Below are 20768 nucleotides of genomic sequence, written 5' to 3'. Positions count from 1 at the left end.
TCGATGCAGCGACTTTCGGGCGTCGACGCGGCGTTCTGGTCCGCCGAAACGGCGGGCTGGCACATGCACATCGGTGGGCTGGCGATCTGCGATACCACCAATGCGCCGAACTACAGCTTCGAGCGTGTCCGCCAGCTCTTGATCGAGCGACTGCCGCAACTGCCGCAGCTGCGCTGGCGGGTCAGTCCCGCCCCGCTGGGCCTGGACCGGCCGTGGTTCATCGAGGACGACGAACTCGACATCGATTTCCATCTGCGGCGCATCGGCGTTCCCGCCCCGGGCGGGCGGCGCGAGGTCGAAGAGCTGGTGGGGCGGCTGATGTCCTACAAGCTGGACCGCTCCCGCCCGCTGTGGGAGATGTGGGTGATCGAAGGGGTCAACGGCGGCCGGGTGGCGACGTTGACCAAGATGCATCACGCGATCGTCGACGGCGTCTCCGGCGCGGGACTGTTCGAGATCATGCTGGACGTCACCCCCGAGCCGCGGCCGCCTCAACCGGAGACGAACGGATCACCGAGTGCATCCAGCATGCCCAGCTACCAGCGCCGTGTCGCCGAGGAGTTGCTCAACGTCGCGGTGATGACGCCGTACCGCATCGGCCGGCTGCTGCAGCAGACCGTGCGACAGCAGATCGCCACGGTGGGGCTGGGGCTGGCCCGCAAACCACCACGCTACTTCGACGCCCCGGTGACCCGGTTCAACGCCAGCGTCTCGCCGCACCGGCGGATCAGCGCAACGCGCGTCGAGCTGGCCCGGATCAAGGCCGTCAAGGACGCCTACGGGGTGAAGCTCAACGACGTCGTGCTCGCTATGGTCGCCGGTGCCGTCCGGCGCTACCTCGGCGAGCGCGGGGAACTGCCGGAAAAGCCACTGGTAGCCCAGATCCCGGTGTCGACCCGCACCGAGGAGAGCCAGGGCGAGGTCGGAAACAAGGTCAGCTCGATGACGGTGTCACTGGCGACCGACATCGAGGGAGCAGCCCAGCGGCTCAAGTCCATTCACGCCAGCACCCAGAGTGCCAAACAGATGGCCAAGGCGTTGTCGGCGCACCAGATCATGGGGCTGACCGACACCACCCCGCCCGGGCTGCTGCAGCTGGCCGCCCGCGCCTACACGGCCACCGGACTGTCGAATCGGCTGGCCCCGATCAACCTCGTCGTCTCCAACGTTCCGGGTCCGCCGATTCCGATCTACATGGCCGGGGCGGAACTGGAATCACTGGTACCGCTCGGCCCGCCGGTCATGGATGTGGCCCTGAACGTCACCTGCTTCTCCTATCGCGAACACCTCGACTTCGGGTTCGTGACCACCCCGGAAGTCGCCGAGGACATCCACAAGATGGCCGACGAGATCGAGCCGGCGCTGGCCGAGTTGGAGCGTGACATCGACCGGGGGAAGAACCGGAGCGGCAGGCGCTGAGCGTTACCGGCCCGGCAGCGCCTGCACCACCCGGATCATCGGGGTGAGCATCTTCTGCCACAGCGGACCTGAAATCCCCAGCGGCGGGTCAAGGTTCAGAATCCGGGCGGTCGAGACGGTCTGCGACTCGGTGTACTTCAGAATGCCGTCAGCGCCGTGGCGGCGGCCCACCCCGGAAGCCTTCATGCCGCCCATCGGTGCCGCGGTGCTGCCGAAGGCCAGTGCGTAGCCTTCGTCGACGTTGACGGTGCCGGAGCGGATCCGGGCGGCGATCGCCTCACCCTGGGCCTTGGTCGCGGCCCACACGCTGGCGTTGAGCCCGTATTCGGTGTCGTTGGCTTTGGCGATCGCCTCGTCGACGCCGTCGACCGGGTAGATGGAGACCACCGGACCGAACGTCTCGTTGCGCCCGCACTCCATCTCGTCGGTGACGTCGGTCAGTACGGTGGGTTCGAAGAACAGCGGGCCGATGTCGGGGCGGGGATTGCCGCCGGCGATAACCTTGGCGCCCTTGGCCTTTGCGTCGTCAACGTGGTTGGAGACGGTCTTGATCTGGTCTTCGGAGATCAGGCTGCCCATGTCGGCGGAGAAGTCGTAGGCGGCCGACAGCTTCATGGCCCGCACCTGCTCGGCGAACTTCGCGGCGAACTCGTCGGCGATCTCCCGCTCGACGTAGATCCGCTCGATCGAGATACACAGCTGCCCGGCGTTGGAGAAGCAGGCGCGAGTGGCGGCCTTGGCGACCTCGGACAGGTTTGCACCCTTGGTGACGATCATCGGGTTCTTGCCGCCCAGCTCCGCGGAGAACCCGATCAGCCGGGCGCCGCACTGTTCGGCCAGCGAACGACCGGTGGCGCTGGAGCCGGTGAACATCAGGTAGTCGCACTGCTGCACGATCGCGGTGCCGACCACCGACCCCGGGCCGGGCACCACCGCGAACAGCTCACGCGGCAGCCCGGCCTGATAGAGCAGTTCCGCGTTGGCCAGCGTGCAGTACGGGGTCTGGCTGTCCGGCTTGACAACCACCGCGTTGCCGGCCAACAGCGCGGGAATCGCATCCGAAATCGACAGTGTCATCGGGTAATTCCACGGCGAGATGACCCCGACGACGCCCTTGGGGTGGTGGTTGACCACGGTCTTGACGATGCCGGGCAGCAGGCCCTGCACCCGCTTGGAGGCCAGCAATTTGGATGCCTGGCGCGCGTAGTACCGCGCGTTGAGCATGATGTCGACGATCTCCTCCTGGGCCGCCGAGCGGGCCTTGCCGGTCTCGGCCTGGGCGACGTCCATCAAAAAGTCCCGGTTGGCGATCACCAGGTCGCGGTAGCGCTCGATGATCGCGCAGCGCTCTTTGACGCTGCGCGCGGCCCACCCGGCTTGGGCGGCCCGGGCCTTGGCGAAGGCCGCCGTCACGTCCTCGGCGGTGCCGATCGGAATGGTGGTCAGCGCTTTACCGGTGAAGACCTCGTCGATGGTCCTCGATTGCCGGGCGTCGATGTCGTCGATGGCGACCAGCGCGCGCAGCCGGTCGAAGTCTGCGGCGGACGGAGCGGGCATGGCTGTCTCCTACTCGCGGGTAACACGGTGGTAACCGCCAACCTACCCGGAGCAGCGACCCCCCGGTAGCTGGGCGGCGTTGGCACTGAGCCACTGGGTCATCTGGTTGAGCGCGGCCACCCCGGAATCGAAGCTGCCGTCCTTCGGTTCGGCGGCCAGTGCCACAGCCAACGACCCGGCCGGGGTGCCGACGATGCCGAACTGCCGCACCAGGTAGCCGCCACCGGGGCCGGGCCCCCAGCCGCCCTTGGTCGGGGCTCCGATGGTGGCCAGCCCCCAGCGCTGGTTGGGCACGGTGTTGCGCATCAGGCCGACCACGGGTGCGGCCGCGGCCATGCACGGCAGGTGGGCAGCGAACACCGCCTGGCGGGCCAGCGGCCACTGGGTCTGGCCGAACGCGCTGAACTCGGGCCGCAGCCGTCGGGATTCGACCGCGGTGCCGGTGTCCCCGCCGGCTCGCAGGACGGCCTGCACCTGCTGGGCGGCCTGGGGCGCCGGACCCAGTGAGGACCACAGCTGCTCGGCGGCGTCGTTGTCGGAGGCGGTGACGGCCCGGGCGGCCAGATCCTGCGCGTTGGGGCGGTTGGCGTGAATCGCCGCGATCGCCAGTGGCACCTTGATGGTCGACCAGGCGACTCCGTTCTGCAGGGAACCGAGGGTGCCCGCCTGGTTCTGGCCGACCGGGGCATAGGCGATGCCGACGTTGGCCGGGATGGTGTTGGCCAGCTGCGCGAAGCCGGCCTGCAGGGAATCGGCGGAGGCGGGGGAGGCCAGAGCCAGGGTTGTGATGACGGCCAGGGCCGCGACGAGTGCTCGGCGGACTGCGGGCATTGACTCAGTATTGCGCGCCGAGCGGCCGGATCGGTGGTGGCGCGGCGGGCGGGTCGGCCGGTTCATGACCGCGAGGGCTGGGGGTACCTCCCGCTTGCGGGGAGAGTTGTCGAGCGGTCTACCCGCACTTTCGCGCGCCAACTACCGCTTCGCGGGGGAGATCCGGAACACCGGATCCGCGCACTGCACTCCCTCGGCCGACAGCACCCGCTTGAGCACCTTGAACGTCTCGGTGCAGGGAAGTTCCGCGGCCACCCGCACATACGCAGGCCACTGCTTGGGCCCCAGGTCGGGCTGCTCGGACAGGAAAGCGCGGAACTCATCCGGATCGAACGACGCCGCGGGGGCCAACACCAGAGCGGCCATCACCTGATCGCCCACGGCCGGGTCTGGGATCGGATACACCGTCACCTGCGCGACAGCATTGTGTCGCAGCAGGATCCGCTCGATCGGCGCGGTGCCCAGGTTCTCGCCGTCCACCCGCATCCAGTCACCCAGCCGCCCGGCAAAGTAGGCGTAGCCTGCTTCGTCGCGGTAGGCCAGGTCCCCCGAGTGATAGATGCCGCCGGCCATCCGTGCCGCCTCGGCGTCGGGATCGCGGTAGTAGCCGCGGAACTGGCCGCGTCCACTGGTATTCACCAGCTCACCCACCACACCGGGCGGGCACTCTTCGCCGGTCTCGACGTCGACGATCGCGTTCCCGTCGGTCAGTGGCCCCAGCGCCCCGGGCGGGGTGTCGGGGGTGCGGCCGATCGCCACCCCGCCCTCGGTGGAGCCGAAGGCGTCGACGACGGTGCAGCCGAAGCGATCCGCGAAACGTTCCAGATCCCGCGGCGCCCCCTCATTGCCGTACAGCAACCGAAGCGGGTTGTCGGCGTCGTCGGGCTGCGGCGGGGTGGCCAGCACATACGACAGCGGCTTGCCCACGTAATTGGCGTAGGTGGCGCCGAAGCGGCGCACGTCGGGAATGAACCCGGATGCGGAGAACTTGCGCCGCAATGCGATCGAGGCTCTCGCGGCCACCGCCACCGACCAGCCCGCCATAACCGCGTTGGAGTGGAACAACGGCATCGACAGGTAGCAGACATCCGCGGGCCCCAGCCCGAACCGTTGCGAGAGCATCACCCCGGGGAAGGCCGCCTTCCACTGCGTGCAGCGCACCGCCTTGGGATCGCCACTGGTGCCGGAGGTGAAGATCAGCATGAACAGGTCGTCGGGACCGGCGTCGCGAAACGTCACCGGAGTGTCGTCGTAATCGGCCAATTCCGCAGCCCACGAGGACGATTCGATATCGATCGCACCCGCAACACCGGCGTCGGTGCTGTGGTCGGTCAGCACCAGCTGGCAGTCGGCGTGGGCCACGTCGCGCTCCAGGGCCGCTCCCCGGCGGGTGGGGTTCAACCCCACCGGGACCAGCCCGGTCAGCGCGGCGGCCACCAGCACCGTCGAGAAGAACGGGGTATTGCCCAGCAGCACACCGATGTGCGGGGGTTTGTCCGGGTCGAGGCGCGCCCGAAGCGCGGCCCCCAACCGGGCTCCGGCCGCGATGTGGTCGCGCCAGCTGATGAACGAGTCCTCGAAATACACCCCGCGGTCGTCCACGTCGGCCAGCGGCGCCAGCAGTCCGGTGACCGTGACCTGTTCGTCGATGAGAGCCGGTGCTGACATGGTGGTCAGATTAATGCTGCAATAGGGCGGTGACTGATATCGAGACGTTCGCCGCCATCGAGGCCATCAAACAGGTCAAGTACCGCTACCTGCGGGCGCTGGACACCAAACATTGGGACGACTTCGCGGCCACCCTGGCCGAGGACGTCACCGCCGACTACGGCAAGTCGATGGGCAGCGACCACAGCTTCACCGACCGGGACTCGCTGGTGGAGTTCATGCGGAACTCGCTGCCGGCAACGATCATCAGCGAGCACCGGGTCAACCATCCCGAGATCACGCTCACCGGGCCGGACACCGCCACCGGCATCTGGTACCTGCAGGACCGGGTGATCATCCCCGACTACAACCTGATGCTGATCGGTGCCGCGTTCTATCACGACAGCTACCGCCGCACCGCCGACGGCTGGAAGATCAGCGCCACCGGCTACCAGCGCACCTACGACGCCACCATGCCGTTGTCGGATATTCCCGGGTTCAAGGTGACGTTCGGGGAGGCGCTGCACCGCTGAGTCGCCTAGACCGGGGTCTCGGCCAGCTCGCGCCCGAGCGCCAGCAGCTGCCCGGTCGCGCCGCCGAGTGCGAACTCGGTCTGCTTGGCGGCCAGGAAGTACCGGTGGATCGGGTGATCGATGTCGATACCGACGCCGCCGTGGATGTGGACGATGCTGTGCGCCACCCGATGTCCGGCCTCGGCCGCCCAGAACGCGGCGGTGGCCACCTCGCTGGCTGCGGGCAGGCCTTCGCCGACGCGCCAGGCCGCCTGGGTCAGGGTCAGTCGCAGGCCCTTGACGTCGATGTAGCCGTCGGCCAGCCGCTGCGACACGGCCTGGAAGCTGCCGATCGGCTTGTCGAATTGTTCGCGCTCGCGGGCGTATTCGGCGGTCAGGGCCAGGCCGCGCTCCAACACCCCCAGCTGGTAGGCACTGCGGCCCAGTGCCGCCAGGCTGGTCAGATACTCGAGAACCTCGGCTTCGCCGACGAGGCGGCCGGTCTCCAGCTCGGTTCCGGACAGCTCAAGATGCCCGATACTGCCCAGGCCGGTGGTCGCCAACGGGCCCACTGTCACGCCCGGGTCGGTGGCGGCCACCAGGAAAACACCGGTGCCGGAATCGGTTTCGGCCGGCACCAGGAAGGCGTCGGCGATCGGGGCAAAACCGACCTGGGTGCGGGTGCCGGTGAGCCGGAAGCCGGCGTCGGTCGTGGCGGCGCGGACCGGGCCTTCGCCCATGTCACCGTCGAGCGCGGCAGTGAGGATCTTGTCGCCGGCCACCGCCGGCGCCCCCCAGGTCTGCTGCAACTCGGCGGAGCCGAATTTGGCCAGCGTTCCGGCGCCCAGTACCACCGACTCCAGGTAGGGCACCGCGGCCAGTTGGCGGCCCAGGGCGGTCAGGATCGCCGCCTGCTCCAAGACGCCGAAGCCGCCGCCGCCCAGCGATTCGCTTGCCGCGCTGGACACGACGTCGGCGTCGACGAGTTTGTGCCACAGCCCGGAGTCGAAGCGCTGCTCGAGCCCGTCCAGCTCGCGTTGGTGCTCCGCGGTGCACACCGTATCCACGATGGTGCCGACCAAGCCGGAAAGGTCGTCGGCCGCTTCGGTGGTGGTGAAGTCCATGAGTGCTTTGCCCTCCAGGTCCTGTGAGTATTAGGTCAGCGGTTGCGGGGCAAGCCCAGGGCCACCATGCCGATGATGTCGCGCTGCACCTCGTTGGTGCCGCCCCCGAAGGTGAGGATCAGGCACGCCCGGTGCATCCGCTCCACCCGGCCGCGCAGCAGCGCGCCGGGGGAGTCCTGGCGCACGGTGGCGGCGGTGCCGAGCACCTCCATCAGCAGCCGGTAGGCCTCGGTGGCCAGTTCGGTGCCGAACACCTTCGCCGCCGAGGCGTCAGCCGGGGACGGGGCGGCGTCGGTCGAGGATGCCAGCTCCCAGTTGATCAGCTTGAGCACCTCGGCCTTGGCGTGCACGCGGGCCAGGTTGAGCTGCACCCATTCCGAGTCGATGATCCGGCCGCCGGCCGAGTTCTTGGTGTTCTGCGCCCACTCGCGCACCTCATCCAGGGCGACGAAGATCGGCTGCGCCGACACCAGCGCGACGCGTTCGTGGTTGAGCTGGTTGGTCACCAGCTTCCAGCCCGCGTGTTCCTCGCCGACCAGGTTGGTCACCGGCACCCGCACGTCTTGGTAGTAGGTGGCGCTGGTGTCCGGGCCGGCCATGGTGTGCACCGGCGTCCAGGAGAAGCCCTCGGCGGTGGTCGGAACGATCAGCATCGAGATGCCGCGGTGCTTCTTGGCCTCCGGGTTCGTCCGCGCCGCCAGCCACACGTAGTCGGCGTAGGCGATCAGCGACGTCCACATCTTCTGGCCGTTGATCACGTACTCGTCGCCGTCGCGGACCGCGGTGGTGCGCAGCGAGGCCAGGTCGGTACCGGCACCGGGCTCGGAGTAGCCGATCGCGAAGTGCAGCTCGCCGGCGGCGATCTTGGGCAGGAAGAACTTCTTCTGCTCTTCGGTGCCGAACGCCATGATCGTCGGCGCGACGCTGTTGATGGTCAGGAACGGCACCGGGGCCCCGGCGATCGCGGCCTCGTCGGTGAAGATGAGCTGATCCATCGGCGAACGGGCCTGGCCGCCGTATTCCTTGGGCCAGCTCAGCGTGAGCCAGCCGTCGTGGCCCATCTGTGCCACGGTGTCGCGGTACACGTTGCCGGTGCCGTACTCACCCTGGGTCGAACTCAGTGCCTCGCGGCGCTCCGGCGTCATCAAGGTGGTGAAGTAGGACCGCAGTTCGCGACGCAGCTCTTCTTGGGCGGGCGTGTAACTGATCTGCATCGGGTGCGTCCTTCGCTGGTGATCGGTGTCACGATAAGATTCTGGTCGACAGCTCGTTGTAACACGTTCTAGTCTCGCGGTTCAACAAGGGTCCAATGCCCTCTAGCCGCGTCGCGTGGGGGAGCTGTTGGATCGTATGGTGACAGTAGCGGACAACGCCGGTCGGAAATGTCCCGTCGGCGCCGGGTTTTGACAGGAGATGTCATGCGAGTTGAGGTGGATCTGGATCGTTGCGAGGGCAACGCGATTTGCGTCGGAATCGACCCCGAGTTGTTCGAGCTCAACGACGATGAGCAGGCTTTCGTCAAGATGGCACCGGTCCCGGCCGACCGCGAGGCCCACGCCATGCAGGCCATCGCCGAGTGCCCGCGGGCCGCACTGCGCCGGGTCGAGGACTAACCTCCCAGCCACAGGCGACTAGAGGTATTCATAACCGCCGGCGCCCGCGGGGCGCCGGCGCCCAACCAGGAGCGGCGTACATGACTGCGAACGACAACCCGACCGATCTGTCCGGAAAGGTCGCCGTGGTGACCGGCGCCGCCGCCGGGTTGGGCCGGGCCGAGGCGATCGGGCTGGCCCGCTCCGGGGCGACCGTTGTCGTCAACGACATCGCGCCGGCGCTGGGATCCTCCGACGTGATCGACGAGATCGCCGCCGCGGGCGGCAAGGGCATCCCGGTCGCCGGTGACATCAGCCAGCGTTCCACCGCCGATGAACTCGTGACCACCGCCGACGGCCTGGGTGGGCTGAACATCGTCGTAAACAATGCCGGAATCACCCGCGACCGGATGCTGTTCAACATGTCCGACGACGACTTCGACGCCGTGATCGCGGTGCACCTGCGCGGACACTTCCTGTTGACCCGTAATGCGGCGGCCTACTGGCGGCAGAAGGCCAAAGAGGCTGAAACCGGAGCCGTGTACGGCCGCATCGTCAACACCTCCTCGGAGGCCGGCCTGATGGGCCCGGTCGGGCAGGCCAACTACGGCGCGGCCAAGGCGGGGATCACCGCGCTGACGCTCTCGGCCAGTCGGGCGCTGAGCCGCTACGGCGTCACCGCCAACGCGATCTGCCCGCGGGCCCGCACCGCCATGACCGCCGAGGTGTTCGGCGAGGCCCAGGTCGGTGAGGGCGAGATCGACCCGCTGTCGCCCGAGCACGTGGTGACCCTGGTGCGGTTCCTGGCCTCTCCGGCCTCGGCGGCGGTCAGCGGGCAGGTCTTCGTCGTCTACGGACCTGAGGTGACCCTTATGGCCGCGCCGACGGTGGAACGCAAGTTCAGCGCCGAAGGCCAGGCGTGGGATCCGGCGGGACTGTCGGACACGCTGGCAAATTACTTCTCCGGCCGGGATCCGCGCCGGACGTTCTCCGCCTCGGAGCTGATGGACGCCGATTAGCGGGCAATTAGAACGCGTTTCAACGAGGTGCACGTCACAATCGCTCTGACCAGGACAAATAGGCAGCCTAGCTAGCGATAACACGTTCTTTGACAGTGCGAACTTGTTCTAGTTAGTATGATCCGGCTCACGCGAGGCGGCGTCTGAATCGCGCGAACGATGCCGGTCGCGTGCCGTGTCCGGATACAGTTTTGCGACCACCGGCAAGCCCCGGCGGATGCCCTGATCTGAGGGAAGGACGAGCCTTGATCGATCAGCTCACGGTTCCGGCGAGAGCTGTGGGCGGATTCGTCGAGATGTCGATCGAGACCTTCCGGGGTATGTTTCGCCGGCCTTTTCAGTTCCGTGAGTTTCTTGACCAGACCTGGATGATCGCCCGCGTTTCATTGGTGCCGACTCTGCTGGTCGCCATCCCGTTCACCGTCCTGGTGGCGTTCACCCTCAACATCCTGTTGCGCGAGATCGGCGCCGCCGACTTGTCCGGTGCCGGGACCGCGTTCGGCACCATCACCCAGCTGGGGCCCGTGGTCACCGTCCTCGTGGTTGCCGGTGCCGGTGCCACCGCCATCTGTGCCGACCTGGGCGCACGAACCATCCGTGAAGAGATCGACGCCATGCGGGTGCTCGGCATCGACCCGATCCAGCGGCTGGTGGTGCCCCGCGCGCTGGCGTCGACGTTCGTCGCGTTGCTGCTGAACGGGTTGGTGTGCGCGATCGGCCTGGTCGGTGGCTACGTCTTCTCTGTCTTTCTGCAGGGCGTCAACCCGGGCGCGTTCATCAATGGGCTCACCGTGCTGACCGGACTCGGCGAGCTGGTGATGGCCGAGATCAAGGCGCTGCTGTTCGGTACCGCCGCCGGACTCATCGGGTGCTACCGCGGGCTGACCGCCAAGGGCGGTCCGCAAGGAGTCGGCAACGCGGTGAACGAAACCGTCGTCTACGCCTTCATCTGCCTGTTCGTCATCAACGTCGTCATGACCGCGATCAGCGTGCGGGTGCTGGTCAAATGAGCTACGACGCCACCCTGCGATTCCGGCGGCTGTTCCGCTGGGTACCCAAGGCCGTCGACAACTTCGGCGGACAGGCACTGTTCTACGCCGACTCGATCCGCTACGTGCCCAACGCGTTGACCAAGTACCGCAAGGAGACGGTCCGGTTGATCGCCGAGATCACCATGGGTACCGGAGCGCTGGCGATCATCGGCGGCACCGTCGGGGTGGCCACCTTCCTGACCCTGGCCTCCGGCGGTGTGATCGCGGTGCAGGGCTTCTCATCGCTGGGCAATATCGGCATCGAGGCGTTGACCGGCTTCCTGTCGGCGTTCCTCAACGTGCGGATCGTGGCGCCGGTCGTCGCCGGGATCGCCCTGGCCGCCACCATCGGCGCCGGCACCACGGCGCAACTGGGCGCCATGCGGGTCGCCGAGGAGATCGACGCCGTCGAATCGATGGCGGTGCACGCGGTGTCCTATTTGGTGTCCACCCGGCTGGTGGCCGGCCTGATCGCGATCATCCCGCTGTACTCGCTGTCGGTGCTGGCCGCGTTCTTCGCGGCCCGGTCCACCACGGTGTTCATCAACGCGCAGTCGCCAGGCCTTTACGACCACTACTTTGATACCTTCCTTATTCCGACCGACCTACTGTGGTCCTTCCTGCAGGCGATCATCATGTCGATCGCGGTGATGCTGGTGCACACCAACTACGGCTTCAACGCGGCTGGCGGACCCGTCGGCGTGGGTATCGCGGTGGGTCAGGCGGTGCGCACGTCGCTGGTGGTCGTGGTAGTCATTACGTTGTTCGTTTCACTCGCCGTCTACGGCGGGTCCGGTAACTTCAACCTCTCGGGATAGCAAGGACATACGGGTGGAAAACGGATCGAGGCGTACCCAGGTGCGGATTGCCGCGGCAGTCCTGGGTGCGCTCCTGGTTGCCGCCACCGTCTTCACCTATCTGTCCTATGTCTCCGTCTTCAGCTCCACCGATAAGGTCACCGTCACGTCGCCGCGGGCCGGCCTGGTGATGGAGAGGGACGCCAAGGTCAAATACCGCGGTATCCAGATCGGCAAGGTCAAGGAGATCACGTATCAGGGCCAGCAGGCCAAGCTCGCGCTGGCCATCGACAGCGCCGCGATGCGATACATCCCGTCGAACGCCGCCGTGCACATCGCCAGCAACACCATCTTCGGAGCCAAGGCGGTGGAGTTCATTCCGCCGCCGGTGCCGTCGGGTAAGGCATTGCGCAGCGGCGCCGATGTGCAGGCCTCCGACGTGCAGCTGGAAGCCAACACGCTGTTCCAGAAGCTGACCGACGTGCTGGACAAGATCGACCCGGTTCAGCTCAACGGGTCGGTCAGCGCGCTGGCCGAGGGCCTGCGGGGCAACGGTGACAACCTGGGCGGGCTGCTCTCCGGGCTGAACAGCTACCTCGGAAAGTTCAATCCGAAACTGCCCCAGTTGCAGTCGGGCTTCGCCAAGACCGCGGTCGTCGGCAACATCTACGGAGATGCCGCCCCGGACCTGGCGACGACCATCGACAACGTCCCGGCGATCAGTAAGACCCTGGTCGATCAGCGGGAGAACCTGAACAAGGCATTGCTGGCGACCACCGGGCTGGCCAACAACGGCTACGACACCTTCGCCCCGGCCGCCGACGACTTCATCGCCGGGATCCAGCGCTTCCGCGCCATGACCAGCCTGCTCGCCGAATACTCGCCGGAGTTCGGCTGCCTGTTCAAGGGAATTCAAAATGCCATGGAGCGATTCGGTCCGTCGCTGGGCGGCACCAAGCCGGCTTTGTATGTGCAGTCCAGCTTCATCCCGGGCGTACCGGCCTACACCTACCCGGAGAGCCTACCGGTGGCCAACGCGACCGGCGGACCGAACTGCCGCGGCTTGCCGGACATCCCCAGCAAGCAGTACGGCGGCTCCTGGTTCCGCTCACCGTTCCTGGTGACCGACAGCGCCTACATCCCGTTCCAGCCCAACACCGAGGTCCAGTTCGACGCACCCTCCACCGCGCAGTTCCTCTTCAACGGCGCCTTCGCGGAACGGGATGAATACTGATGAGTCCGCGCAGCACCCTGGTCAAGGTCACCATCTTCGCCGTCGCCATGCTGTTGGTATCGGCCGGTCTGGTGGTGGTGTTCGGCGAATTCCGGTTTGCCTCGAACCACACCTACCACGCCGATTTCGCCAGCGCTTCCCGGCTCAAAGGCGGCGAGGACGTGAGGATCGCCGGTATTCCGGTGGGTACGGTGAAACGCGTCGAGTTGACGCCGGACAACAACGTCAGTGTCACCTTCGACGTGGACAAGCGCTACCAGATCTACGACTCGACCCGCGCGCTCATCCGCTACGAAAACCTGGTCGGCGACCGGTATCTCGAGATCGCCTCGGGCGCCGGGGAACTGCACAAGCTGCCGCCCGGCGGCACCATCGCCCGCGACCACACTCAGCCCGCCCTGGACCTGGATGCACTGTTGGGCGGGATGCGCCCGCTGCTCAAGGGCTTGGACGGCGGAAAGATCAACGAGATCAGCAACGCCCTCATCGAGTTGTTGCAGGGCCAGGGCGGTGCGCTGTCGCAGATGCTGGCCAGCACCAGCTCGTTCACCACCACGCTGGCCTCCCGCGACCAGCTCATCGGCGACGTGATCAACAACCTGAACACGGTGCTGACCACAGTCGACGACAAGAGCGAACAGTTCGACGCCACCGTCGACCGGCTACAGCAGCTGATCACCGGCCTGGCCCTGGGCAAGGATGCGATCGCCGGCGCGATCGGGCCGCTGGCCTCGGTGGAGAACGACCTCACCGACACGCTGCGCCGCACCCGTCGGCCACTGCAGGGCGTGCTCGAGAACGCGCGGCCGCTGGCCACCGTGCTGGACAAGCGCAGGCAGGAGCTGAACGACGTCATCGACCCGCTGGAAGAGAACTACCTGCGGCTCAACGCACTTGGCGCCTACGGCTCCTTCTTCAACATCAACTACTGCACCGTCGCCCTGAAGCTCAACGGCCCCGCCGGCAGTGACATCACCTTGCCCATGGGCGGCCAGAACGACACGAGCAAGGGGAGGTGCTCTCCTGTCAAAAATTGACGGCGTAAACCCGGTTCGCACGGGTACGTTGGGCATCGCACTGGTGGCATGCCTGGTCTTGGTGTCCTTCGGTTACACCAGCCTGCCGTTCTGGCCCCAGGGCAAGAACTACCACGCCTACTTCGCCGACGCCGGCGGCATCATCCCCGGTAGCGACGTGACGGTCTCCGGTATCCGGGTGGGCAAGGTCAAATCGGTGGGACTGGCCGGAGCCAGCGCGAAAGTGGATTTCACCGTCGACCGCAAGGTCCGGGTGGGGGACCAGTCGCTGGCCGCCATCCGCACCGACACCGTGCTGGGTGAGAAGGCCCTGTCGATCACTCCTGCCGGCGGCGGTTCGGTGACCTCGATCCCGCTCGAGCGCACGCGTGCCCCGTACACCCTCAACAACGCACTGCAGGACCTCGGCGGCAACGTCCGCGATCTGGACAAGCCGCGCTTCGAGGAAGCGCTGCAGGTGCTCACCGACTCGATGCGCGAGGCGACCCCGCAGCTGCGCGGAGCGCTGGACGGGGTGGCTTCCCTGTCGCGCAGCCTCAACCGTCGCGATGAGGCGTTGGGCCAGTTGTTGTCGCACGCCAAGTCGGTCACCGGAGTACTCAACCAGCGTGCCGAGCAGGTCAACCAGCTGGTGCTCGACGGCAACCAACTTTTCGCAGCGCTGGACGAACGCCGTCAAGCGATCGGTGCGCTGATCGGCGGTATCGACGATGTGTCGCAGCAGCTTTCCGGCTTCGTCGCCGACAATAAGGCCGAAATCGGCCCGACCCTGAACAAACTCAACCTGGTGATGGACAACCTGATCGAACGCAAGGACCGGATCGCCGGGGCGATGGAGCGGCTGCCCGGATACGCCACCACGCTCGGTGAGGTGGTGGCCTCGGGTCCGGGCTTCCAGATCAACCTCTACGGCATGCCGCCGCCCACGATGTCGGAGGTCATGGTCGACATGTTCTTCCAGCCGGGCAAGCTGCCCGACAGCTTGGCCGATTACCTGCGCGGGATGATCTCCGAGCGCACGATCATTAAGCCGAAGTCACCATGACACGCCGAACTTCACGCCTCGTCCTCGCCGGCCTGCTGGCGGTACTGTTGGCCGCCGCGGCATACGTGGTGCTGCCCGCGCAGCGCAGCTACCGCATCACCGGCTACTTCGCCTCGGCGGTGGGCCTCTACCCGGGTGACGACGTCCGGGTGGTCGGGGTTCCGGTCGGCCGCATCGAGTCCATCGAGCCGCGTGCCGAGAACGTCAAGATCACCATGTCGGTGAGCAAGGATGTGCCGCTGCCGGCCGACGTGCATGCGGTGCTCATGGCACCGAACATCGTCTCCGCGCGGGTCATTCAGCTGGCCCCGGCCTACACCGAAGGTGACAAGCTCGCCGACGGATCGGTACTGAGTGAAGACCGCACCGCGGTCCCGGTCGAATGGGACGAGGTCAAGCAGGAGCTGACCCAGCTCAGCTCCCAGTTGGCACCCGAGCAGGGCAAGCTCAACGGGGCACTGAGCGCCTTCGTCAACCAGGCCGCCGACACCTTCGACGGCAACGGCGACTCGTTCCGCAACGCGCTGCGTGAACTGTCGGCGATCACCGGGCGCCTCGGGGACTCGCGCACCGACCTGTTCGGCACCGTGAAGAACCTGCAGGTACTGGTCGATGCGCTCTCCGGCAGCAACGAGCAGATCGTGCAGTTCACCGACCATGTCGCGGCGGTGTCGGCAGTGCTGGCCGAGAGTTCGGTCGACCTGGATGTCACGCTGGGCACGCTGAGCCAGGCACTGCGCGACGTTCGCGGTTTCCTGCACAACAACAATGACGCGTTGATCGCCCAGGTCAATAAGCTGGCGGAGTTCACCAAGGTGCTGTCCGACCAGAGCGACAACCTCGAACAGGCGCTGCACATCACCCCGCACGGCCTGGTGAACTTCTACAACATCTACAATCCTGCGCAGGGGACCTTGAGCGGGCTCCTGTCGCTGCCCGACTTCGCCAATCCGGTGCAGTTCATCTGCGGCGGCGTCTTCGACGTCGGTTCGGTGCCCGACAACTTCAAGCGGGCGGAGATCTGCAAGGAGCGGATGGGACCGGTCATGCGGCGCTGGTCTATGAACTTTATCCCGTTTTTGTTCCACCCGGTCAACTCGATCACCGCCTACAAGGGCCAGATCATCTACGACACCCCGGCCACCGAGGCGAAGTCTCAGACGCCGGTGCCGTACCTGAAGTGGCTGCCGGCTCCCGGTGTCACGCCGCCGAGCACCGAAGATGTCGCGGCCCTGTTCCTGCCGCCGCCCGCGCCGGGGCAGCTGGGCAAGGCGCCCGGCCCGACGGGTCCGGCTCAGCCCGGTGCCGGTGCACCACGGGAGGGCGGATGAGCGTGAAGTCTCTTGGCGGCGCGCTGCACCGGGTCGGCCGCCGCGGTGCGGTGCTCGGTGCCGGGGCGTTGGTGTTGTCCGGTTGTCAGTTCGGCGGGCTGAACTCGCTGAACATGCCGGGAACCGCAGGCCATGGTCGCGGCTCCTACAGCATCACGGTGCAACTGCCGGACGTCACCACGCTGCCGCAGAACTCGCCGGTGATGGTCGATGACGTCACGGTCGGCAGTGTGTCGGGGATTCGGGCCGTGCAACGGCCCGACGGCAGCTTCTACGCCGCGGTCAAGCTGTCGCTGGACGGCAATGTGCACCTGCCGGCCAATGCCATCGCGAACGTCGCGCAGACCTCGCTGCTGGGTTCTCAGCACATCGAGCTGGCCGAGCCGACCGACCAACCTCCGGTCGGCACCCTCGCCCGAGGCGATGAGATTCCGCTCAGCCGGACCGGGCGCTACCCCAGCACCGAAGAAGTGCTGTCGTCGTTGGGTGTGGTGGTCAACCAGGGCAATCTCGGTGCGGTGCAAGACATCACCGAAGAGGCCCACGCCGCGGTCGCCGGCCGGGCCGGTACCTTTGCCGAGCTGGTGCCGAGGCTGGCCGAACTGACCGCCTCGCTGGACCGCCAGGCACGCGACATCGTCGCGGCGGCTGAGGGGCTGAACCGGGTCGGGGCGACCTTGGCCCGTAGCGCTCCCAGCCTGGCGCGGGCGCTGGACACCATGCCCGCGGCATTGGCGGTGCTCAACGACAACCGCAGCAACATCGTCGACGCGTTCGGGGCGCTGCAGCGGCTGGCCGTGGTCGGAGCGCGGATCATGAGCGAGACCAAGGAAGACTTCGCCGCCGACATCAAGGACCTGTACCCGGTCATCAAGGCGTTCGCTGACAACGCCAACGAGTTGGTGACGGCGTTCCCGTTCATCCCGACGTTCCCGTTCCCGTCGATGTATCTGCGTAACGCCGTGCGTGGCGACTTCCTCAACGTCTACGTCACCTTTGACATGACACTGCGTCGATTCGGCGAAACCGTGTTCACCACCGGCGGTTTCGACCCGAACATGCCGCACATGCACGACGTTCTGAACCCGCCCGATTTCTTGATCGGAGAGATGGCGAACCTGTCCGGACAGGCCGCCGACCCGTTCAAGATCCCGCCCGGAACGGCTCCCCACTATGAGGAATGACCTGCGATGCTGACCCGCCTCGTTCGAATCCAACTCGGGATCTTCGCCGTGGTCACCGTGCTGGCCGTCGGTGCCATCTCGATCCTCTACCTGCACGCGCCGAGCCGGATCGGTATCGGCACCTACAAGGTGACCGCCGACTTCATCGGTGGCGGCGGTATCTACCAGAGCGCCAATGTCACTTACCGCGGCGTGACGGTGGGCCGGGTGGAATCTGTTCAACTCAGCGACCACGGCGTCGACGCCGCAATGCGGCTCAACAGCAGTACCAAGATCCCCGGGAACGTCACCGCCACCGTCAAGAGCATGTCCGCGATCGGTGAGCAGTACATCGACCTCGTGCCACCCGCCGGGGATGCGGCCGCAGGCGCGTTGCGCAACGGCGCGCGCATCGGCCAGGACCGCACCGCTATTGGTCAGGACATCGCCGGACTGCTCGACCAGGCGCAGTCGCTGGTCAACAGCGTCGCCAACAGCCGTCTTCGCGATCTGCTGCGCAGCGCGTTCGAGGGGTTCAACGGCTCCGGGCAGGAGCTGGCGCGAATGATCGCCTCGTCGCGGCAGCTGGTCGACGAGGCCAACGCCAATTTCGACGCGACCTCGGCATTGGTCGACCAAGTCGAGCCCTTCTTGGACGCCCAGATCCGCAGCGGTGACGACATCAGGAAACTGGCACGGTCGCTGGCGGCGGTCACCACCGAGGTGCACAAGGCCGACCCGCAGCTCCGCGAGGTGCTGCAGACCCTGCCCAGCGTCGCCGACGAGGCCAACACCACTTTTGACGGAATCCGCGCGTCCTTCCCCACGCTGGCGGCCAGCATCGCCAACTTCGGTCGGGTCGGGGTGATCTACCGCAACTCGATCGAGCAGGCGCTGGTGGTGTTCCCCGCGCTGATGGCGGCACTGATCACCGTCGCCGGCGGCGTGCCGATGGATGAAGGCGTGAAGCTGGACTTCAAGATCGACATGCACGACCCGCCGCCATGCACGGTCGGCTTCCTGCCGTTCACCGAAATGCGCACACCGGCCGACGAAACCGTCCGGGAACTGCCCAAGGACCTGTACTGCAAAGCCGCGCAGAACGATCCGACCGCGGTCCGTGGTGCCCGCAACTACCCGTGCATGGAGTATCCGGGCAAGCGGGCGCCCACGATCCAGCTCTGCCGCGACCCGCGGGGCTTCGTCCCGATCGGCAGCAACGCGTGGCGCGGGCCGCCGGTCCCGTATGACACCCCGATCACCGATCCTCGGATGCTGAATCCGATGAACAAGTTCCCCTACATCCCGCCGTCGGCGGACTATGACCCGGGCCCGCCGGTGACGGCGCTGCCGCCGGGTGTGCCCGCGGGCCCCGGCCCAGCGCCCAATCCGCCCTACCCGCTGCCGTACCCGCCGAATCAGCTCGGACCCAACCCGCCGGCGCCGTGGCCCTACTACGCGCCGCCGGACCAGAACATGCCGACCGGCCCCGGCGGCAACGGCGGCCTGCCGCCCTACGGACGGGACCCCGCGCCGGGACCGGCCCCCGGGCCCGCTCCCGGACCATTGCCGGCCGAGGCGCAGGCCAACGGGGTCGCCTACAGCAGCTATGACCAACGCACCGGGAAGTTCGTCGACCCGGCGGGCGGCACCGGAGTGTTCGTCTCGGGGGCCGACAAATGGCTGCCGGCCGAGAACTGGGCCGACCTGATGCTCGAGCCGAGGCAGACGTGACCGGTCCCGAGGACACCCGCCGTCGTCGTCGGGCCTCGCGGGCGGCCGGACCGGTCGGTGATGCCGCCGAAGTTGCGGTGCCGGTTCCCAGTCGGCCCGCCGTGCGGGTCGCCCGCCCGGTCGGCCCACCACCGCGCCGCCCGGCCAACGCGCGGCAGGTCGCGGTGTTTGCCGGAGTCGCCGCCCTGGCGGCGAGCACGGTGCTGGGTGTGCTGGTCGCCGTACTGCTGCTGCAGCATCGGCACGCCGCCGCGGCCGACAGTCGCGACCAGCGCTTCGTCGACACCGCGGTCCAGACCGTGCTGAACATGTACACCTACACGCCGGACACCATCAACGAGCAGGTGGACCGCTTCGTGGCGGGCACCAGCGGCCCATTGCGCGACACCATGGCCGGCAACGCCGACAACCTCAAGGCGCTGCTGCGCGAGACCAAGCACAGCTCGGAAGCCGTGATCAACGCCGCGGCCCTGGAGAGCCGGGACGAGGTCGCCGGCAACGCCTCGGTGCTGGTGGCGATGCGCGCGACGGCGACCGATGCCGACGGCGTCAACAAGCCGTCCCAGCCGTACGCGCTGCGGATCATCGTGCACGAGGACGACGCCGGCAATATGACCGCCTACGACCTCAAGTGGCCGGACGGCAGCCGATGAACCGCCGCTGGTTGACGCTGGCCGCCCTGGCCGGCCTGCTCGGTGTCTTCGTGGCTCTCGGCGCCACAGCTGGATCGCTGTACTGGAGCCGGGTCGAGACGCGCGGCGGAGAAGTGGCCCGCGGCGAACTGAGCAAGCTCGTGGTCGACGAGATTCCCAAAGTGCTCGGCTACGAGTACAAGACGGTGGAACGCAGCCTGACCGAGACGTTCCCGATGTTCACCGGCGACTACCGCCGTGAGTTCGAGACCCGGGCCGTCAACGAGATCATCCCGCAGGCCCGGGAGAAGCAGCTGGTGAATCAGGTCGACGTCGTCGGCGTCGGGCCCCTGGACGCCAAGCGGACCACCGGTTCGGTGCTGGTCTTCGTCAACCGCACCGTGACGGGCAAGTCCAAGGAGAAGTACTACGAGGGCAGTCGCCTGCGGGTCGACTTCCGCAAGGTCGACCGCAAGTGGCTGATCAGCAATATCGTGCCGATCTAGCTGAGAGGATGTTCCCCATGAGGAGGCTCGTTCGCGGTCTGGCCGCCTTCGGTATCGCGATGGCGGCCGGTACCGGTCTGGCGGTCGAGGCCGGCGCCGACGGCGACGCGGCGCCGGAAGGCACCCTGGAGGGGCTCTACACCTACAGTGGCGGCGGTACCACGGCGACGTGGAAGATCTATCCGCTGTGCGTTCCGACGGTCGGCGACGGGCGAGTGCCGCTGGAGCTGGCGATCGGCTGCAGGCTGCAGGTCGAAAGCAACGGCCCGCCGGGGCAGGCCGGTTCCTACCGGCTGGCCAACGGACAATGGACCTACCACACGCCGCTGCTGGCCGGCACCCGATGCCCGGACGGCAGCACGGCCGGCAGTGAAGAGATGTACCAGTTCGACACCTCGCTGCGCGGCACCTACACCCACTCGCACAACGCAGTCTGCGGCTGGCAGCCGGGGCTGGAGAAGACCCCGTTCACCTTGACGTTCGTCGCGCCGCTGCCCAACCCGGTCATCCACTACCCGCTGACCTGTCAGGACAACCCGATCCACCTGTGCAGCTGA

At 67.2% G+C, this 20768-nt stretch carries 20 protein-coding genes; 15 read left to right on the top strand and 5 right to left on the bottom strand.

All coding sequences use genetic code 11. From position 1 onward, the window contains the following. Nucleotides 1-3: 3 nt before the first annotated feature. Complete coding sequence (locus BST28_RS15480; RefSeq protein ID WP_019735988.1) at nt 4-1419, top strand: WS/DGAT/MGAT family O-acyltransferase; 1416 nt, start codon at nt 4-6, stop codon at nt 1417-1419. Between the two features lie 3 nt (nt 1420-1422). Here BST28_RS15480 and BST28_RS15475 read toward each other — a convergent pair whose 3' ends face one another. The 3 genes from BST28_RS15475 to fadD17 form a co-directional block, all read right to left on the bottom strand. After that, the gene (locus BST28_RS15475; protein WP_019735987.1) at nt 1423-2976 is read right to left on the bottom strand and encodes a succinic semialdehyde dehydrogenase; all 1554 of its coding nucleotides are present in this window, start codon (nt 2974-2976) and stop codon (nt 1423-1425) included. Between the two features lie 42 nt (nt 2977-3018). Further along, nucleotides 3019-3807 (bottom strand): serine hydrolase, encoded by a 789-nt coding sequence (locus BST28_RS15470; RefSeq protein ID WP_019735986.1) that lies wholly within the window; start codon nt 3805-3807, stop codon nt 3019-3021. 141 nt (nt 3808-3948) lie between these two features. Then, on the bottom strand, nt 3949-5475 hold the full coding sequence (gene fadD17, locus BST28_RS15465; protein ID WP_019735985.1) for a long-chain-fatty-acid--CoA ligase FadD17: 1527 nt from the start codon (nt 5473-5475) through the stop codon (nt 3949-3951). Nucleotides 5476-5504: 29 nt separating this feature from the next. On the opposite strand from fadD17, the gene BST28_RS15460 reads away from it, so the two are divergent. Continuing rightward, nucleotides 5505-5987 (top strand): nuclear transport factor 2 family protein, encoded by a 483-nt coding sequence (locus BST28_RS15460; RefSeq protein WP_019735984.1) that lies wholly within the window; start codon nt 5505-5507, stop codon nt 5985-5987. A gap of 5 nt (nt 5988-5992) precedes the next feature. Here the strand turns inward: BST28_RS15460 and BST28_RS15455 are convergent, their stop codons facing one another. Together BST28_RS15455 and BST28_RS15450 are read right to left on the bottom strand one after the other, a co-directional pair. Then, the gene (locus tag BST28_RS15455; protein WP_019735983.1) at nt 5993-7090 is read right to left on the bottom strand and encodes an acyl-CoA dehydrogenase family protein; all 1098 of its coding nucleotides are present in this window, start codon (nt 7088-7090) and stop codon (nt 5993-5995) included. A gap of 35 nt (nt 7091-7125) precedes the next feature. Beyond that, nucleotides 7126-8304, bottom strand: coding sequence for an acyl-CoA dehydrogenase (locus tag BST28_RS15450; protein WP_019735982.1), 1179 nt, complete (start codon nt 8302-8304; stop codon nt 7126-7128). 204 nt (nt 8305-8508) lie between these two features. On the opposite strand from BST28_RS15450, the gene BST28_RS15445 reads away from it, so the two are divergent. The 13 genes from BST28_RS15445 (at nt 8509) to BST28_RS15385 (ending at nt 20768) form a co-directional block, all read left to right on the top strand. Next, on the top strand, nt 8509-8703 hold the full coding sequence (locus BST28_RS15445) for a ferredoxin (RefSeq protein WP_019735981.1): 195 nt from the start codon (nt 8509-8511) through the stop codon (nt 8701-8703). 80 nt (nt 8704-8783) lie between these two features. Continuing rightward, complete coding sequence (locus tag BST28_RS15440; protein WP_019735980.1) at nt 8784-9701, top strand: 3-oxoacyl-ACP reductase; 918 nt, start codon at nt 8784-8786, stop codon at nt 9699-9701. Nucleotides 9702-9946: 245 nt separating this feature from the next. Next, nucleotides 9947-10711: an MlaE family ABC transporter permease gene (locus BST28_RS15435; RefSeq protein WP_019735979.1), complete on the top strand. Its 765-nt coding sequence runs from the start codon at nt 9947-9949 to the stop codon at nt 10709-10711. After that, the gene (locus BST28_RS15430) at nt 10708-11550 is read left to right on the top strand and encodes an MlaE family ABC transporter permease (RefSeq protein WP_019735978.1); all 843 of its coding nucleotides are present in this window, start codon (nt 10708-10710) and stop codon (nt 11548-11550) included. The genes BST28_RS15435 and BST28_RS15430 overlap by 4 nt, the downstream gene beginning before the upstream one ends. A 13-nt stretch (nt 11551-11563) precedes the next feature. Further along, nucleotides 11564-12763 carry an MCE family protein gene (locus BST28_RS15425; protein ID WP_207570107.1) on the top strand — a complete coding sequence of 400 codons (1200 nt, stop codon included), beginning with the start codon at nt 11564-11566 and terminating at the stop codon, nt 12761-12763. Beyond that, a complete protein-coding gene (locus tag BST28_RS15420) occupies nt 12763-13800 on the top strand; it encodes an MCE family protein (RefSeq protein WP_047320553.1) in 1038 nt (345 codons plus the stop codon). The genes BST28_RS15425 and BST28_RS15420 overlap by 1 nt, the downstream gene beginning before the upstream one ends. Continuing rightward, a complete protein-coding gene (locus BST28_RS15415; RefSeq protein WP_083081763.1) occupies nt 13787-14845 on the top strand; it encodes a virulence factor Mce family protein in 1059 nt (352 codons plus the stop codon). Before BST28_RS15420 ends, BST28_RS15415 begins: the two co-directional genes overlap by 14 nt. After that, nucleotides 14842-16176, top strand: a complete 1335-nt coding sequence (locus tag BST28_RS15410; protein ID WP_047320552.1) for an MCE family protein — start codon at nt 14842-14844, stop codon at nt 16174-16176. Before BST28_RS15415 ends, BST28_RS15410 begins: the two co-directional genes overlap by 4 nt. Beyond that, nucleotides 16173-17360, top strand: a complete 1188-nt coding sequence (locus BST28_RS15405) for an MCE family protein (RefSeq protein WP_047320551.1) — start codon at nt 16173-16175, stop codon at nt 17358-17360. Before BST28_RS15410 ends, BST28_RS15405 begins: the two co-directional genes overlap by 4 nt. Before the next feature lie 6 nt (nt 17361-17366). Continuing rightward, nucleotides 17367-19073: an MCE family protein gene (locus BST28_RS15400; RefSeq protein ID WP_083081744.1), complete on the top strand. Its 1707-nt coding sequence runs from the start codon at nt 17367-17369 to the stop codon at nt 19071-19073. Beyond that, nucleotides 19070-19726, top strand: coding sequence for an Rv1363c family protein (locus tag BST28_RS15395; protein WP_083081741.1), 657 nt, complete (start codon nt 19070-19072; stop codon nt 19724-19726). Before BST28_RS15400 ends, BST28_RS15395 begins: the two co-directional genes overlap by 4 nt. Continuing rightward, the gene (locus BST28_RS15390; RefSeq protein ID WP_083081760.1) at nt 19723-20211 is read left to right on the top strand and encodes a mammalian cell entry protein; all 489 of its coding nucleotides are present in this window, start codon (nt 19723-19725) and stop codon (nt 20209-20211) included. The genes BST28_RS15395 and BST28_RS15390 overlap by 4 nt, the downstream gene beginning before the upstream one ends. Nucleotides 20212-20228: 17 nt before the next feature. After that, nucleotides 20229-20768, top strand: a complete 540-nt coding sequence (locus BST28_RS15385) for a hypothetical protein (RefSeq protein ID WP_083081739.1) — start codon at nt 20229-20231, stop codon at nt 20766-20768.

This window comes from Mycolicibacter kumamotonensis (genome assembly GCF_002086285.1).
In the GTDB taxonomy this organism is placed as follows: Bacteria; Actinomycetota; Actinomycetes; order Mycobacteriales; family Mycobacteriaceae; genus Mycobacterium; species Mycobacterium kumamotonense.
The sequence above is the reverse complement of the archived record's forward strand: the minus strand, read 5'-3'. Positions and strand labels throughout refer to the sequence as shown.

Excerpts from the sequence above, each read along its gene's own strand:
- BST28_RS15480 (WP_019735988.1), top strand. The coding sequence starts at position 4 with ATGCAGCGACTTTCGGGCGTCGACGCGGCGTTCTGGTCCGCCGAAACG.
- BST28_RS15475 (WP_019735987.1), bottom strand. The coding sequence starts at position 2,976 with ATGCCCGCTCCGTCCGCCGCAGACTTCGACCGGCTGCGCGCGCTGGTC.
- BST28_RS15470 (WP_019735986.1), bottom strand. The coding sequence starts at position 3,807 with ATGCCCGCAGTCCGCCGAGCACTCGTCGCGGCCCTGGCCGTCATCACA.
- fadD17 (WP_019735985.1), bottom strand. The coding sequence starts at position 5,475 with ATGTCAGCACCGGCTCTCATCGACGAACAGGTCACGGTCACCGGACTG.
- BST28_RS15455 (WP_019735983.1), bottom strand. The coding sequence starts at position 7,090 with ATGGACTTCACCACCACCGAAGCGGCCGACGACCTTTCCGGCTTGGTC.
- BST28_RS15450 (WP_019735982.1), bottom strand. The coding sequence starts at position 8,304 with ATGCAGATCAGTTACACGCCCGCCCAAGAAGAGCTGCGTCGCGAACTG.
- BST28_RS15445 (WP_019735981.1), top strand. The coding sequence starts at position 8,509 with ATGCGAGTTGAGGTGGATCTGGATCGTTGCGAGGGCAACGCGATTTGC.
- BST28_RS15440 (WP_019735980.1), top strand. The coding sequence starts at position 8,784 with ATGACTGCGAACGACAACCCGACCGATCTGTCCGGAAAGGTCGCCGTG.
- BST28_RS15430 (WP_019735978.1), top strand. The coding sequence starts at position 10,708 with ATGAGCTACGACGCCACCCTGCGATTCCGGCGGCTGTTCCGCTGGGTA.
- BST28_RS15420 (WP_047320553.1), top strand. The coding sequence starts at position 12,763 with ATGAGTCCGCGCAGCACCCTGGTCAAGGTCACCATCTTCGCCGTCGCC.
- BST28_RS15410 (WP_047320552.1), top strand. The coding sequence starts at position 14,842 with ATGACACGCCGAACTTCACGCCTCGTCCTCGCCGGCCTGCTGGCGGTA.
- BST28_RS15405 (WP_047320551.1), top strand. The coding sequence starts at position 16,173 with ATGAGCGTGAAGTCTCTTGGCGGCGCGCTGCACCGGGTCGGCCGCCGC.
- BST28_RS15400 (WP_083081744.1), top strand. The coding sequence starts at position 17,367 with ATGCTGACCCGCCTCGTTCGAATCCAACTCGGGATCTTCGCCGTGGTC.
- BST28_RS15390 (WP_083081760.1), top strand. The coding sequence starts at position 19,723 with ATGAACCGCCGCTGGTTGACGCTGGCCGCCCTGGCCGGCCTGCTCGGT.
- BST28_RS15385 (WP_083081739.1), top strand. The coding sequence starts at position 20,229 with ATGAGGAGGCTCGTTCGCGGTCTGGCCGCCTTCGGTATCGCGATGGCG.